The 14,410-nt window shown below is 67.0% G+C and carries 12 protein-coding genes; 2 read left to right on the forward strand and 10 right to left on the reverse strand.

Annotated features, from left to right (window positions below; all coding sequences use genetic code 11):
- Nucleotides 1-69 precede the first annotated feature (69 nt).
- Together ACUDTM_RS05405 and ACUDTM_RS05410 are read left to right on the forward strand one after the other, a co-directional pair.
- Nucleotides 70-846: a HipA family kinase gene (locus ACUDTM_RS05405; protein ID WP_072168136.1), complete on the forward strand. Its 777-nt coding sequence runs from the start codon at nucleotides 70-72 to the stop codon at nucleotides 844-846.
- Nucleotides 824-1,231, forward strand: a complete 408-nt coding sequence (locus ACUDTM_RS05410) for a DUF3037 domain-containing protein (RefSeq protein WP_061480045.1) — start codon at nucleotides 824-826, stop codon at nucleotides 1,229-1,231. Before ACUDTM_RS05405 ends, ACUDTM_RS05410 begins: the two co-directional genes overlap by 23 nt.
- A 294-nt stretch (nucleotides 1,232-1,525) precedes the next feature.
- On the opposite strand, the gene ACUDTM_RS05415 is transcribed toward ACUDTM_RS05410, so the two are convergent.
- The 10 genes from ACUDTM_RS05415 to ligA form a co-directional block, all read right to left on the reverse strand.
- Nucleotides 1,526-1,810, reverse strand: coding sequence for a hypothetical protein (locus ACUDTM_RS05415; protein WP_072168137.1), 285 nt, complete (start codon nucleotides 1,808-1,810; stop codon nucleotides 1,526-1,528).
- 47 nt (nucleotides 1,811-1,857) lie between these two features.
- Nucleotides 1,858-2,352 carry an XAC2610-related protein gene (locus ACUDTM_RS05420; protein ID WP_409349625.1) on the reverse strand — a complete coding sequence of 165 codons (495 nt, stop codon included), beginning with the start codon at nucleotides 2,350-2,352 and terminating at the stop codon, nucleotides 1,858-1,860.
- A gap of 58 nt (nucleotides 2,353-2,410) precedes the next feature.
- Nucleotides 2,411-2,731, reverse strand: coding sequence for a lysozyme inhibitor LprI family protein (locus ACUDTM_RS05425; protein WP_227836985.1), 321 nt, complete (start codon nucleotides 2,729-2,731; stop codon nucleotides 2,411-2,413).
- Between the two features lie 40 nt (nucleotides 2,732-2,771).
- Nucleotides 2,772-5,300 (reverse strand): membrane-bound PQQ-dependent dehydrogenase, glucose/quinate/shikimate family, encoded by a 2,529-nt coding sequence (locus ACUDTM_RS05430; protein WP_088497060.1) that lies wholly within the window; start codon nucleotides 5,298-5,300, stop codon nucleotides 2,772-2,774.
- A 130-nt stretch (nucleotides 5,301-5,430) separates the two neighbouring features.
- Complete coding sequence (gene gyrA, locus ACUDTM_RS05435) at nucleotides 5,431-8,145, reverse strand: DNA gyrase subunit A (protein ID WP_088497059.1); 2,715 nt, start codon at nucleotides 8,143-8,145, stop codon at nucleotides 5,431-5,433.
- 215 nt (nucleotides 8,146-8,360) lie between these two features.
- Nucleotides 8,361-9,425, reverse strand: coding sequence for an S-methyl-5-thioribose-1-phosphate isomerase (gene mtnA, locus ACUDTM_RS05440; RefSeq protein ID WP_111201551.1), 1,065 nt, complete (start codon nucleotides 9,423-9,425; stop codon nucleotides 8,361-8,363).
- A 47-nt stretch (nucleotides 9,426-9,472) separates the two neighbouring features.
- Nucleotides 9,473-10,201: a DUF3011 domain-containing protein gene (locus ACUDTM_RS05445; RefSeq protein WP_227836983.1), complete on the reverse strand. Its 729-nt coding sequence runs from the start codon at nucleotides 10,199-10,201 to the stop codon at nucleotides 9,473-9,475.
- Between the two features lie 138 nt (nucleotides 10,202-10,339).
- On the reverse strand, nucleotides 10,340-11,296 hold the full coding sequence (epmA, locus tag ACUDTM_RS05450) for an EF-P lysine aminoacylase EpmA (RefSeq protein WP_353080293.1): 957 nt from the start codon (nucleotides 11,294-11,296) through the stop codon (nucleotides 10,340-10,342).
- Nucleotides 11,293-11,778, reverse strand: coding sequence for a GNAT family N-acetyltransferase (locus tag ACUDTM_RS05455; protein ID WP_353080292.1), 486 nt, complete (start codon nucleotides 11,776-11,778; stop codon nucleotides 11,293-11,295). Before ACUDTM_RS05455 ends, epmA begins: the two co-directional genes overlap by 4 nt.
- A 49-nt stretch (nucleotides 11,779-11,827) precedes the next feature.
- A complete protein-coding gene (gene ligA / locus ACUDTM_RS05460) occupies nucleotides 11,828-14,299 on the reverse strand; it encodes an NAD-dependent DNA ligase LigA (RefSeq protein ID WP_404830524.1) in 2,472 nt (823 codons plus the stop codon).
- Nucleotides 14,300-14,410: the final 111 nt, after the last annotated feature.

Here is a 14,410-nt window from a genome sequence, read left to right on the forward strand (position 1 = left end):
ACAGGTGAAGGCCGAAATCGGTCCTCGCCGATCAGAGGGTTGTACCTGCACCCACGCTAGAATGCGCCCATGCGCACCGTACATGCCCTCCGCTACATCACCCCGTTACGGGAAGGCGGCTCCCTGCCCGCCGTGGTCGAGACCGACGACGACGGCATGGCCGTGCTGAAGTTCCGCGGCGCCGGCCAAGGCCCGAAGGCGTTGATCGCCGAGCTGATTGCCGGTGAGATGGCACGCACGCTGGGCCTGCCGATTCCGGAAATCCTGTTCGTCGAGCTGGATCGCGAGTTCGCCCGAACCGAGCCCGACCCGGAGATCCAGGAGCTGATCCGCGCCAGCGAGGGCCTGAACCTGGGCCTGGACTACCTGCCGGGTGCGATCAATTACGATCCGGCGGCGATGCCGGTGGACGCCGACCTTGCCTCGCGCATCGTCTGGTTCGATGCGTTCACCAGCAATGTCGATCGCACCACCCGCAACCCCAACCTGATGGTGTGGCACCGCAAGCTGTACCTGATCGACCACGGCGCGGCGATGTACTTCCACCACGACTGGGCCAATGCCGGCGATGCCTGCGAAAAGCCGTTCGTGCTGATCCGCGACCATGTGCTGCTGTCGTTCGCCAGCCGCATCGCCGAGGTGGATACCGAACTGGCCGCGCGCCTGAGCGATGCCGAGATCGAGCGCATCGTCGGCCTGGTGCCGGACAGCTGGCTGGTCAACGAGCCGGCATTCGACAGTCCGCAGGCCTATCGCCAAGGCTACATCGACTATCTCAAGCACCGCCTGAAAGTGCGTGCGGTGTTCGTGCAGGAGGCCGTCCGTGCCCACGCTGCACACGTATGACTATGCGGTCATCCGCGTGGTACCGCGGGTGGAACGCGAGGAGTTCATCAACGTCGGAGTGATCGTCTCCTGCCCCGGCGCGCGCCATCTGGAAGCGGCCATCGAGATCGATCCGGCACGCCTGCACGCGTTCGCTCCAGCGCTTGATCAGGATGCGTTGCAACCGTGGTTGGATGCGATCGTGGCCATCTGCCGTGGCGACGCCAGCGCCGGACCGATCGCACAGCTGCCCGCGCGCGCCCGCTTTCATTTCCTCACCGCCAAGCGCAGCTCGGTTGTGCAGATGTCGAGCACGCATGTCGGCCGCACTGCGGACCCGGCGGGTGTGGTGGAACACTTGATGACGAAGATGGTGCGGGTACCGGCACCAACCGAGCAACATTGATTGGGTAGAGTCGACCGCTGGTCGACTGCCGTTCGCGGGAAGCAGGCGCACCGTCTTCGTGGCCGTACCGGTGCTCCCTACCCTCGCCCTGCACCACGAAACCAAGCCATACCAGCCCTTGTGGTTCTGCGCCGTGGTGGCCCGCTGCAGCAATGCAGGTGAGACCAGCGCTCCGCTTTGCAGGCCTGGGCGAGCTTCATCTTGTCCGGCGTTTCAGCGCCCACGATCTGGAACCGCTTCACCTGCCGCAGATTGGCCAGGTCCATGACGGTCGTCCCCCCAGCTGCATCCACGCTAGGGACGCTGCCGCAACACCTCGACCGTGACGGCGAACGCCTCGATGCGATGCCATTCGCTCCGCTCCTGCGGCAGCGATTCCACGCCCATGCCGATCTGGTACCGCACCGCTTCCTCGGGCGCGGAGAAATCACGCGATTCGTGCTGCGCTGTGGCCAGCACATAGGCAATCTGCCGATGGACGGTAATGCCGTTGTCGATGCAGGTACGCACGATCATCTCGACCGACTGGTCCCGGGTCAGGCCGAAGCCCACCCCACCTTTTCCATAGCCTTCGCTCATCCTTCAGCTCTCCAGTTCCGGAACGCATCCGTTCGTCGGGGAAAGACCTACTTCAGCAGGTCCGATTCGGTAGGGGCCTCGCCCCTGCAGGTGTCATAGCGGCGCTGCAGCAGCGTGCGCGGCCCGGTTCCGCGCAGCTGGATGACCTTGTCCTCGTGCGCGCACGGGCTGACCTTCGCGCGCAGCACGAACCGCCCATTGTCGATACGGTCGATGTCGCGCCCGCCGATGGCCGCTTCCAATGCCTTGGCACGCACATAGCGGTTGACCTTGGCGTCGAACAGGTAGAACGCATGCACCGGAACGTTGTAGACACCGTTGTTGTCCTGCCACACCTGCAGGTCCGGCACGCCATCGCCATTGAAATCCGAAACGGTCAGCAGCACGGCCACCGCACCCTGGGCATCGGCGCCAGCGCGGGTCAGGCGCGGCTGCACGTCCGTGACCGCCACGTTGCGCCCGCCACGGGTCACGCCCATGCTCCTCACCCGGCAGGTCGTCACGTTGTCGGCGCCGCCGCAGTCGGCCACCTGGAAGACCACCTGCAATGCAGGCGTGATCCTGCCCTCGCCGGGCCGCAGGACGATCCTGCCCTGTTTGTCAGGCGCGGCACATGTGCGTGCGGCACTGCTGTGAATCCAGCTGGGCAACGGCCGTGCCGCCTTCCGGGCAACGACTGTCGCGCTGGCGCAGCCATTGCCGCTGCAGATCGCGCAGCACCTGCTGATCACTGACGGTCAGCGTGGAGCGCGCCGCACTGTAGGCGGCGTTGAGCGCATCGTCGCGCACCTTGAATTCAGCGTCGACACAACGACGACGGGCCTCCAGTGCGGTGCCCGCGGCCCCCATGCAGGGCGCATACGCAGGGCTCAGAAAGCGTGCATCGCCGGCAATCAGTTCGGCACCACTGGGCAGCGACATCGGTCACGGCCCCCGTCGCCCATGTTCAGGCCGGCAACCGCTATTTCGGCAGCGCAAACGCCATCACGTAATCGCCGTTCGGGGTTTCCATGAAATGATGGCCGCCGGCCATGATCACCACGAACTGGCGTCCGTCCTGTTCATACACCATCGGCGTAGCCTGCCCGCCCGCGGGCAGCTTGGCATGCCAAAGCTCCTTGCCGGTCTTCAGGTCGATGGCGCGCAGCAGGTCATCGGTGGCGGCCGCGATGAAGATCAGCCCGCTGGCGGTCACCACCGAACCGCCGTTGTTCGGCGTGCCGATCTCGATCGGCAGGCCGGAACGGATGCCGAACGGCCCATTGCCGCGCGCACTGCCAAACGGACGATCCCACAACAGCTTGCCGGTGCGCAGGTCGATGGCGCGGATGCCGCCGTAGGGAGGCTGCTTGCACAGCAGACCCGTGAACGGCAGCCGCCAGCCAGCGTTGACCTGGATGCCATACGGCGTTCCCACCTGCGGATCGCCGGCGCCCTCGCCACCGCCCCTGTCGGCACGGATCTTTTCGCGCGGCAGCCAGCCCAGGCGGTCGGCTTCGGCACGTGGCACCAGCCGGTTGTAGTTGGGCATGTCGTTGTAGTTGGCCACGATCACGCCGCGGCGCGTGTCGATGGACACACTGCCCCAATCCGAACCGCCGTTGTAGCCGGGGTATTCGATGGAATGGCGATCACTGCTCGGCGGCGTGTAGAAGCCTTCGTAATAGGCCTTGCGGAACTGGATGCGGCAGATCAGCTGGTCGATCGGGGTGATGCCCCACATGTCGCGCTCGGTCAGATCATGCTCGCGGCGCAGCGTGTGGTACAGCGAGAACAGCTGGGTGGGTGAACGCTGTTCCGGTTCGACACCGCCGACCGGCACCTTGCGCTCTTCGGCAGCGGTCAGCAGCTGGCCGTTGCGGCGGTCGAGAATGTAGATGTCACCCTGCTTGGTCGGCAGCAGGATCGCCGGCACCTTGCCTGCCGCCGTCGGGTAGTCGATCAGGCTGGCCTGCGAACCGAGGTCGTAGTCCCACACATCCTTGCGCACGGCCTGGAAATGCCAGGCCGGCTTGCCAGTGGCCACATCGATCGCCACCAGCGACGTCGCATAGCGGTTCTGGTTTTCCGTACGCGAGCCACTCCAGTAGTCGCCCGCAGAATTGCCCAGCGGCAGATAGACCAGCCCCAGCGCCTCATCACCGGTCGCGGTGGTCCACATGTTCGGCGTGCCGCGGGTGTAGGTCTGCCCATGCGGCGGCAGGCCGCTGCGCTCGGGCTGGTCCATGTCCCACGCCCAGCGCAGCTTGCCGGTGATCGCGTCGTACGCCTGGATCACGCCCGATGGCGCGTCGCGGCGCTGACCATCCAGCACCTGGTGGCCGGTGACGATCACGCCGCGCACGATGGCCGGGGGCGAGGTGATCGACACGTAGCCGGGTGGCACCTCACCCATCCCGAGGGTGATGTCGACCTGGCCGTTGTTGCCGAAATTCGCGCAGGGACGGCCGCTATCTGCATCCACTGCAATGATGCGCCCGTCCAGCGTGCCTTCGATGATGCGCGCCCAGCACGCCGGACGACTGCCCGGTGCAGCGCTGCGGCTCACGCTGGGCGGCGGTTCGGGCAACGCCAGATCGGCCGCGGCATCGGCCAGGGTGGCATCGGCCAGGATCGGCGTTGCCGGTTGCTCGTAGTAGCTCACACCACGGCAGGCGGCGGTGTACGGGATCGAGGCGTCCTTCACCTTCGGATCGAAGCGCCACACTTCCTTGCCACTGGCGGCGTCGAGCGCGATCAGGCGGTTACGGGCAGTGCACAGGTACAGGCGGTCGCCGATCTTCAGCGGCGTGGTTTCCGCACCCCAGCGCTTCTTCGGCATATCGCCGGTGCGGAACTGCCAGGCGGGCTGCAGCGTGGCCACGTTGGCCGGGGTGATCTGCTGCAGTGGCGAATAGCGGGTGCCTGCATTGCTGCGCCCCCACGCCGGCCAGTCTCCCTCGGCAGGCTGGTCGGCCGGTTGCAGGCCGGTGGTATCCCGCGTGGGTTCCAGTCCGGCGCTGGCCGCGCCTTCCGGGAACGGCTGGTGCCCGTCCACTTCACCATGCGGTGCGAACGCCAACCCGAAGGCAGCGACGAACACCAGCATCAGGACGCCCGCCACGCTGCGCGACAGGCGCTTTGAAACCGGTTCGCGAAGGGTCGGCGCGAGCAGCGCCAGCACGATGCCGAGCGCGGTCACCAGGCCCAGCCGCGGCACCCAGCGCCAGTAGTCGTTGCCCGACTCCCACCAGGTCCACAGCAGCGTGCCGACGAACACCAGCGCGTACAGCAGCGCGCCGCTGCGGCGATTGCCGAACAACAACAGGCCACTGGCCAGAAGGCCGGCCCCGGCGATGGCGTAGTACGCCGACCCGCCCAGGCTGAGCAGCCACGCGCCGAGCCCGCCGATGACCAGGCCGAGTACGACCAGCAGTAGCGACAGCACGGTAACGAGAGGGTGCCGTGAGGCGCGGACGGGAGCAGGAACGGACTGCGGCGTGGCGGACATCGTCGATCTCCGGGGGCAGCATGCGCCGTTATCCCACCGCCTGTGTGAAGCGCGCGCGTATGCGTGGCATCCGGATACGACGACGCCGGCACAGGGCCGGCGTCGTCGGGTACCCAGGCTCGCGGCAGGATCACTCCTGCGCGGCGTCCTCGCTGCTGGCAGCAGCCGGTGCGCCGTCGGTCGTGGCCGGGGCGGCGACTGCCACCTCGTCCTCGTCCTCGTCGATCGAGGCATCCATGCGCTCCACCGCCTGCAGCTTCTCGTCCTTGGACAGGCGGATCAGGGTCACGCCCTGGGTGTTGCGGCCGACGCGGCTGATTTCCGAGCCACGCGTACGCACCAGCGTACCGCCGTCGGAGATCAGCAGGACTTCGTCGCGGGAGCCCATCAGCACTGCGGCGACCAGCTTGCCGTTGCGCTCGGTGGTCTGGATGCCGATCACGCCCTGCGTGCCACGGCCCTTTCGCGGGTAGTCCGGCAGCGGGGTGCGCTTGCCGTAGCCGTTCTCAGTGGCGGTGAGGATGTACTGCACGCTGGCATCGTCGGCACTATCGATCACCGCATCGCCATTGGCGGTGGCTTCCTCGACACCGTTGTCGTCCTCGTTCTCGTCCTCGATGCCACCGGCACTTTCGGCCACGATCAGGCTGACCACTTCCTCGCCGGCCGGCATCCTGATGCCACGCACGCCGGTGGCGGTACGGCCCATCGAGCGGACTTTGTCCTCGCCGAAGCGCACGGTCTTGCCATTGGAGGCGAACAGCAGGATGTCGCGCTGGCCGTCGGTCAGGCCGACGCCGACCAGGGCATCGCCCTCATCGAGGTTGATCGCGATCTTGCCGCGGGCCAGGCGGAAGGCGAACTCGCCCAGCGGGGTCTTCTTGACCGTACCGTTCTTCGTGGCGAAGAACACGAACTGGCCATCGGCGTACTCGCGCACCGGCAGCACGGCCTGCACGCGTTCGCCGGGTTCCAGCGGAATCCAGTTGATGATCGGACGGCCGCGGGCGTTGGAACCCGCTTCCGGCAGCTGGTAGACCGGCAGCCAGAACACCTTGCCCGAACTGGTGAACGTCAGCAGCGTATCGTGCGTGTTGACCAGCCACAGCTGTTCGATGAAATCCTCTTCCTTGGTCGCCGCTGCACTGCGGCCACGGCCACCGCGACGCTGTGCGCGGTACACGCTGACCGGCTGGCGCTTCACGTAGCCGGCATGCGACACGGTGACCACCACGTCTTCCGGTGCGATCAGGTCGAGGATGTCCAGGTCTTCTTCGCTGTGGCGGATTTCGGTGCGACGTTCGTCACCGAACTCGGCCTTGACGTTGACCAGCTCCTCGCGGATCACCTGCAGCAGGCGGTCGGGATCTTCCAGGATGTGGATCAGCCCGGCGATCACTTCCAGCAGCTGCTTGTACTCGTCAGTCAGGCGGTCCTGCTCCAGCCCGGTCAGGCGGTGCAGGCGCATTTCCAGGATCTGGGTGGCCTGGATCTCGGTCAGCTGGTAGCCGCCCTCGATCAGGCCCACGCCCTTGGGCAGGTCTTCCGGGCGCGAGGCTTCGGCACCGGCGGCACCCAGCATCGCACCGACCAGGCCCGGCTCCCACACGCGCGCCAGCATGCGCTCGCGTGCTTCGTTCGGGTTCGGCGAGGTCTTGATCAGTTCGATCATCTCGTCGATGTTGGCCAGCGCGACGGTCAGGCCTTCCAGCACGTGGGCACGGGCGCGCGCCTTGCGCAGCTCGAACACGGTGCGGCGGGTGACCACTTCGCGACGGTGGCGGACGAACGCCTCCAGCATCTGCTTCAGATTCATCAACTGCGGGCGGCCGTCGACCAGCGCCACCATGTTGATGCCGAACACCGATTCCATCTGCGTCTGCTGGTACAGGTTGTTCAGCACAACCTCGGCAGATTCGCCGCGCTTGATCTCGATGTAGATGCGCATGCCGTCCTTGTCGGACTCATCGCGCAGCTCGCTGATGCCTTCGATCTTCTTTTCCTTGACCAGCTCGGCGATCTTCTCGATCAGACGCGCCTTGTTCACCTGGTAAGGAATTTCAGTGACGATGATCGACTCGCGGCCGTTATCGGCCACTTCGATGTCGGCCTTGGCACGGATACGCACGCGGCCACGGCCGGTGCGGTAGCCGGCGACGATGCCGGCGGTGCCGTTGATGATGCCGGCAGTCGGGAAATCCGGGCCCGGGATGTACTCCATCAGGCCGTCGACGTCGATCTCCGGGTTGTCGATCAGCGCAATGCAGGCGTTGATCGATTCGCTCAGGTTGTGCGGCGGGATGTTGGTCGCCATGCCCACCGCGATACCGGCCGAGCCGTTGACCAGCAGGTTCGGGAACCGGGTCGGCATGACCGTCGGCTCCAGTTCCTTTTCGTCGTAGTTGGGCTGGAAATCGACGGTTTCCTTGTCGATATCGGCCATCAGCTCATGCGCCAGGCGCGACATGCGCGCCTCGGTGTATCGCATCGCCGCGGCGGAGTCGCCGTCGATCGAACCAAAGTTACCCTGGCCGTCGACCAGCATGTAGCGCAGCGAGAACGGCTGTGCCAGGCGCACCAGCGTGTCGTACACCGACTGATCGCCATGCGGGTGGTACTTACCGATGACGTCACCGACGATACGCGCCGACTTGAAGTAGGGCTTGTTGCTGTGCGCGTTGAGTTCATTCATCGCGTACAGCACGCGACGATGCACCGGCTTGAGGCCGTCGCGCGCATCCGGCAGCGCGCGGCCCACGATCACGCTCATGGCGTAATCGAGGTAGCTCTTGCGCATCTCGTCTTCCAGGTTGACCTGGATGATTTCCTTGGCGGTTTCTGCCATTCGGGTTCCGTTGTCTGGTAGCGGTCCAGTCCGGCGCAGCCCTCTGCGGGAGGGGGTCGCGCCGGAACCTCGATTCAACCTGTGGATACTACCACAACGGGCTGTTTTCCGCCTGCCTTTACGGGGATTTTACCGGCACAAATCAGGAACTTAGGGTTGCCGGCCAGCGGCCGGCACTACCGGGGGCGGCGGTCGCGCCGCCCCTCCCCTGCGCCTCAGCCGCCGAAGGCGGCGCGCATGTTCTCGGCGGTCGGGTTCAGGATCACCCCGCGCTCGGTCACGATGGCGTCGATCAGCTCGCCCGGGGTGACGTCGAACACCGGGTTCCAGGCGGCAATGCCTTCGGCCACGGTGCGGGTGCCGCCCACGCCATACAGCTCACCCGGGTCGCGCTGCTCGATCTCGATCTGACTGCCGTCCACGGTCTCCATGTCCACGGTCGAGGACGGCGCCACCACCATGAACTTCACGCCATGGTGGCGCGCGGCAATGGCCAGTTGGTAGGTGCCGATCTTGTTGGCGGTATCACCATTGGCGCAGATGCGGTCTGCGCCCACGATCACCCACTGCACGGCACCGGTCTTCATCAGGTGCGAGGCCGCCGAGTCGGCGATCAGGGTGGCATCGATACCGTCCTGCTGCAGCTCCCACACGGTCAGGCGTGCGCCCTGCAGCCACGGCCGGGTCTCGCCGGCGAACACGCGGGCAATGCGGTGCTGGGCCATGCCGGCGCGAATGACGCCCAGCGCGGTACCGAAGCCGGCGGTGGCCAGCGAGCCGGTATTGCAGTGGGTCAGCACACCGCTGCCGGCCTCGATCAAGCCAGCGCCCAGTGCGCCCATGTGGCGGTTGGCGGCCAGGTCTTCCTCGGCGATGGCCTGCGCTTCGGCCTCCAGCAGTGCCTTCCAGTCGGCGCCGGCGGCGTGCAGGCAACGGCGCATGCGTGCCAGCGCCCAGGCCAGATTGACCGCAGTGGGGCGCGATGCGTTCAGGCGCTGCAGTGCCGGTTCCAGCTGCTGCAGCGCGTGCGCACCGTCTGCGGCCTGCACCTCGCGCGCGGCCAGCACCACGCCCCAGGCGGCGGCGATGCCGATGGCCGGCGCGCCGCGCACGGTCAACGCGTGGATGGCGCTGGCAACCTCGTCACTGTCATGGCAGACCACATGCTCGACCACGAACGGCAGCTTGCGCTGGTCCAGCAGTTGCAGGGCATCGCCGGTCCACAGGATCGGGCGGATGTGGTCATAACGGGCGTAGTCGATGTCGGAGGCAGTGTTCATGGGCCCATTGTAGGGCCACGCCCGGCAGCGTTGGAGCCCGCCCGGGCTCAATTCACCGAGAATTCGGCGCGGCAGCCGCCGTCCACCCAGATGCCGTTGCGGCTCCAGCCCCAGGTACTGCCTTCCTCGCAGGGCGTGCTCGACAGCTGCTCGGAAACGACCGCGCCAACGGAGATGCTGGCGCCGCAGAAACGCCGCTTCTTCGACTTCGATTCGCAGGTCAGGCGACGCGGCACATCGACGAAGCGGCCATCCTCGTCGGCCACCTCGAAATCGCCCTGGCAACCACGGCTGGTCCAGATCTCATTGCGCTTGTAGCCCCAGCCCTGCCCCTCGCGGCATGGCAGCACCGACAGTTGGCGCAGCAGGCGCACGGGGGCGCCATCCAGGCGCACCGGGCAGCTCTGCGGACGGCCATTGGATTCGCAGCGCACCACGCGGCGCACCAGGCGCTTGCCTTCCGTTGCCGCAGGTGCCGCACCCTGCGCACGGCGCGCACGGAACTCGGCGCGGCAGCCAAGGGTGACCCACACGCCGCTGCGGTCGGTGCCCCACTCGCTACCGCGGATGCAGCTGTTGCTCGACAGCTGGCGCACCAGATCGACGCCGTTGGCCACATCGATGTCGCAGTGCACCCAGCCCATGTCGCGGGACTCGCAGGTCACCACTTCATCGTCGTAGCCCACCTGCTGGGCCGACGCCGGCGACGGCAGCCAGGCACCCCAGAGCGCGATGGAGTACACCGGTGCAGCGACAACCGCAAACCACTTGACCAAAGCCTTCCCCAGCAGGAATGGATGAACTGCATGCCAGTGTCCGGCATTGGCCGTGATAAAAGCATCATCCCGCTTGCCGACGCAAGCGCGCAGAACCCGCGTTTCGTTCAGCCTGGGATGTTCAGCAACGCGTGATGGTCACGCGTGGGCGAAGTCGTAGGCCAACACATCTGCAATGCGGGGTGTGCGGTTCATCGCCATCAGCAGGCGGTCGATCCCCAGCGCAACGCCGGCACAGGCCGGCAACGCTGGCAACGCCGCCAGCAGCGCCTCATCCAGTGGCGGCTGCACCTGCCCACGTTCGTGGCGGCGCTGCTGGTCGCGCTGGAAGCGGGCGCGCTGCTCGTCGGCGTCGTTCAGTTCGTGATAGCCGTTGGCCAGCTCCACTGCACCCAGGTACAGCTCGAAACGCTCGGCCAGCGGCGGCGTGCCGGCGCGGATGCGTGCCAGCGCGGCCTGGCTGGCTGGCCAGTCATGCACCACGGTCATGACCGCGTCATCGAAATGCGGCTGGATACGATGGGTCATCAACAGGTCGAGCCAGTCATCACGGGTCAATCCGACCGGGTCAATGTGCACCTCGCCCAACGCGGCACGCAGCGTGGACTCATCCGCCTCGAACGGATCCACGCCAAGGTGCTGCTGGAACAGCTCGCGGTAACTCAGCACCCGCAGGGTCGCACGGCGTCCAACCAGGGCCAGCGCCTGGCCGATCAGCTCGGCGGTCTCCTGTACCAGCCGATGGTGGTCCCAGCCGACCCGATACCATTCCAGCATGGTGAATTCCGGGTTGTGGCGACCACCGGCCTCGCCATTGCGGAACACCCGGCCCAGTTCGTAACAGTCGCCCACGCCGGCAGCGAGCAGGCGCTTGAGCGGATACTCCGGCGAGGTGCGCAGCCAGCGGCGGCGTCCGCCGGCATCGACATGGCCGGTGAAATCGGTATGGAAGCTGTCGATGTTCGGCTCGGTGTTGCCTGCCACCGACAGGATCGGCGTTTCCACCTCCAGCACATCGCGTTCTGCAAAGAAGCGGCGCACCAGCGCGTTGAGCACGGCGCGCTGCTGCAGCGCGCGCAGCAGGGCCTCGCTCACAGGATGCCCTCCGAGCGCGGATGGTCGAGCGGCAGGGTCAGCAGATCGCGCGTATCGTCGATGTAGCCGCTGGCCAGGTACAGGCGTCGGGCCAGTTCGTTGTGGTGGTTCACTTCCAGGCGAAGGCGGCTGACGCCACGAGCACGAGCGCGCTGTTCGCAGATGGCCAGCGCCTGCTTGCCGCGGCCACGACCGCGCGCGCGATGGCTCAGGTACAGTTCGTCCAGCAGCATGAAGTGGCCGCCCTGCTCCAGGCTGAAGCCCATCGCGATCACCGCGTAGCCGACCACCTCGCCCGCCTCGTCCATCCACAACAGCACTTCGCCATTGCGCGGATCGGCCAGCAGCGCGTCCACGCCGCGACGCACGCGCGCGTCATCGAAGTCGATCCTGTCTTCGGCGTAGAACTCGCGCATCAGCGCGATCAACAGCTCCTCGTCGGCACGGGTGGCCAGGCGGAAATCCAGCGGGGCGGTCTGCATCGGTGTTCCTTTGTGTTTCATGCCGGGCGCCATGCACCCGGCGGGGTCATCATTCGTGTTCGGCCAGATAAGCCAGCAGGCGGTCTTCGTCCCATACCGGCACGCCCAGCGATTGCGCCTTATCCAACTTGGAGCCGGCCTCGGTACCGGCGACCACGAAGCTGGTCTTCTTCGAGACGCTGCCGGAGACCTTTGCACCGAGGGCTTCCAGGCGCTCCTTGGCGGCATCGCGGGTGAGCTGGGCCAGGGTGCCGGTCAGCACCACGGTCTGCCCATCCAGCGGGCCGGCCACGATCTCGGCCAACGCCGGTGCCTTGGCCAGGATCTGCTGCATCGCCTTCTCGGCTGCCAGCAGCATCGCGCCATGGCCCTCGCTGTCCAGCCACTGGGCCAGGCCACGCGCGGTGTCGTCGGGCAACCCGGCGTTGACGAACTGCCCATGCTCGGCGTCGAGCACCGCCTGGGCACCGGGCAACACGGCCACCAGTTTTTCCGCGCGCAGGCGGGTGATGCCGGGAATCTCTGATTCGACCAACAGCTGCGCCAGGTCCAGCCCCTCGCGCAGCCTCGCGCTGGGCGCGTGCACATCGCTGATGCGGACCTGGCCGACCTGCAGCAGGTCATCGATGGCCTGCTGGTTGCCCTGCTGTTCGAAGAAGTGGCCGAGCGAGCGCGCCACTTCGCCACCAATGTCCGGCACGCGCTTGAACAATGGCCACGGCAGGTGGCGGATCAGTTCCAGGTCACCGAACCACTGCGCCAGCGCCTTGGCCGTGCTCTCGCCCACGTGCTCGATGCCCAGCGCGAACAGCAGCCGTTCCAGCGTGGCGGCACGACTGGCGTCGATGGCCGCGATCAGGTTGTCGGCCCACTTGGTCGCGATCTTCTTCGTGTTCCATTCGAAGCGGGCCGGCTGCGCCAGCGCCTGCGCGCGCCAGCCCGGATCGTTGCCGTCCAGCCTGAGCACCGCATTGAGCACCGCGCCACTGCCTTCGGCCGGCAGGTGCAGCTTCAGTGCGGCGGCCAGCGCCGAGGGATCTTCAGCGTCCAGCACCAGCTTCAGGTGCAGCAGCTGGTCACGACTGAGCCGGTACAGGTCGGCCACGCTCTTGACGATGCCAGCGTCGACCAGGGTTTCAATGTATTTGTCGCCCAGGCCGTCGATGTCCATCGCGCGGCGAGAGGCGAAATGGGCGATGGCTTCCTTGCGCTGCGCCGGGCAGGACAGCTCGCCCGAGCAGCGCCATGCGGCCGCCCCTTCCTCGCGCACGATCTCCGAGCCGCACACCGGGCAGCGCGTCGGCATCTGCCAGGGCGTGGTGCCCTGCGGGCGGCGATCGAGGATGACGCTGACCACTTCCGGGATCACGTCGCCGGCGCGGCGCACGATCACGCTGTCGCCGACGCGCACGTCGAGGCGTGCGATCTGGTCGGCGTTGTGCAGGGTGGCGTTGGACACGATCACGCCGGCCACGGCCACCGGCGCCAGGCGCGCGACCGGCGTGGCCGCACCGGTACGGCCGATCTGGATCTCGATCGCCTCCACGGTAGTGCTCTGTTCCTGCGCCGGGAACTTGTGCGCGATGGCCCAGCGTGGCGCGCGCGAGACGAAGCCCATCGCCTGCTGGCCGGCACGGTCATCGAGCTTGTAGACCACGCCATCGATATCGAACGGCAGGCTGTCGCGGCGCTCGCCGATATCGCGGTAGTAGCCGAGCAGGCCGTCGGTGCCTTCCACCACCTTGCACAGCGCGCTGACCGGGAAACCCCAGGCGCCGAGCTGCGCCAGCGTGCCCGAATGGGTATCGGGCAGCTCGCCGCCCTGCACTTCACCGGTACCGTAGGCGAAGAAGCTCAACCTGCGCTGCGCACTGATCTTCGGGTCGAGCTGGCGCAGCGATCCAGCCGCCGCATTGCGTGGGTTGGCCAGCACCTTGCCGCCGTGCAGGCGCGCACGTTCGTTGTAGGCCTCGAAATCGGCACGCGCCATGTAGACCTCGCCGCGCACCTCGAGCACGTCCGGCCAGTCCTTGCCGTGCAGCCGCTTGGGAACATCGCCGATCTCGCGCAGGTTGGCGGTCACGTCCTCGCCGGTGCTGCCATCGCCGCGGGTCGCGCCGAGCACGAAATGACCATCCTCGTAGCGCAGGCTGATCGCCAGGCCGTCCATCTTCGGCTCGGCCGAGAACTGCAGGCTGCGGCGGCCCAGGCGTTCGTCAATGCGGCGCACGAAATCCGCCACTTCCTCATCGCTGAAGGCGTTGGACAGCGACAACATCGGCACCGCATGGCGGACTTCGGGGAAACGGCCGGAGGGACGCGCGCCGACCTGCTGGGTCGGGCTGTCGGCCCGGGCCAGTTCCGGATGTTCGCGCTCCAGTGCTTCCAGCTCGCGCACCATCCGGTCGTAGTCGATGTCGGGGATCTCCGGGGCGTCCAGCTCATGGTAGGCGCGGTTGGCCTGGGCGATCTGCCGGCGGAGATCTTCGGCGCGTTCGGCGGGGCTGGAGCTCATCGGAATCCGGTGGTTCTGGGATGGCCGGGGATTCTACCGCGCCCGGCCGTCAGGCCCTGTAATGCCCCCCTTCGCAGCGCCGAGCCATGCTCGACGGGCGCTCCCCTGCCCTGGTGG

It is taken from the genome of Stenotrophomonas maltophilia group sp. vghtpe118 (assembly GCF_052605195.1).

What these genes read in the sequence shown, in the direction of transcription:
- ACUDTM_RS05405 (WP_072168136.1), top strand. Translation starts at nt 70, where the DNA reads ATGCGCACCGTACATGCCCTCCGCTACATCACCCCGTTACGGGAAGGC.
- ACUDTM_RS05415 (WP_072168137.1), bottom strand. Translation starts at nt 1,810, where the DNA reads ATGAGCGAAGGCTATGGAAAAGGTGGGGTGGGCTTCGGCCTGACCCGG.
- ACUDTM_RS05425 (WP_227836985.1), bottom strand. Translation starts at nt 2,731, where the DNA reads ATGTCGCTGCCCAGTGGTGCCGAACTGATTGCCGGCGATGCACGCTTT.
- ACUDTM_RS05430 (WP_088497060.1), bottom strand. Translation starts at nt 5,300, where the DNA reads ATGTCCGCCACGCCGCAGTCCGTTCCTGCTCCCGTCCGCGCCTCACGG.
- gyrA (WP_088497059.1), bottom strand. Translation starts at nt 8,145, where the DNA reads ATGGCAGAAACCGCCAAGGAAATCATCCAGGTCAACCTGGAAGACGAG.
- mtnA (WP_111201551.1), bottom strand. Translation starts at nt 9,425, where the DNA reads ATGAACACTGCCTCCGACATCGACTACGCCCGTTATGACCACATCCGC.
- ACUDTM_RS05455 (WP_353080292.1), bottom strand. Translation starts at nt 11,778, where the DNA reads ATGCAGACCGCCCCGCTGGATTTCCGCCTGGCCACCCGTGCCGACGAG.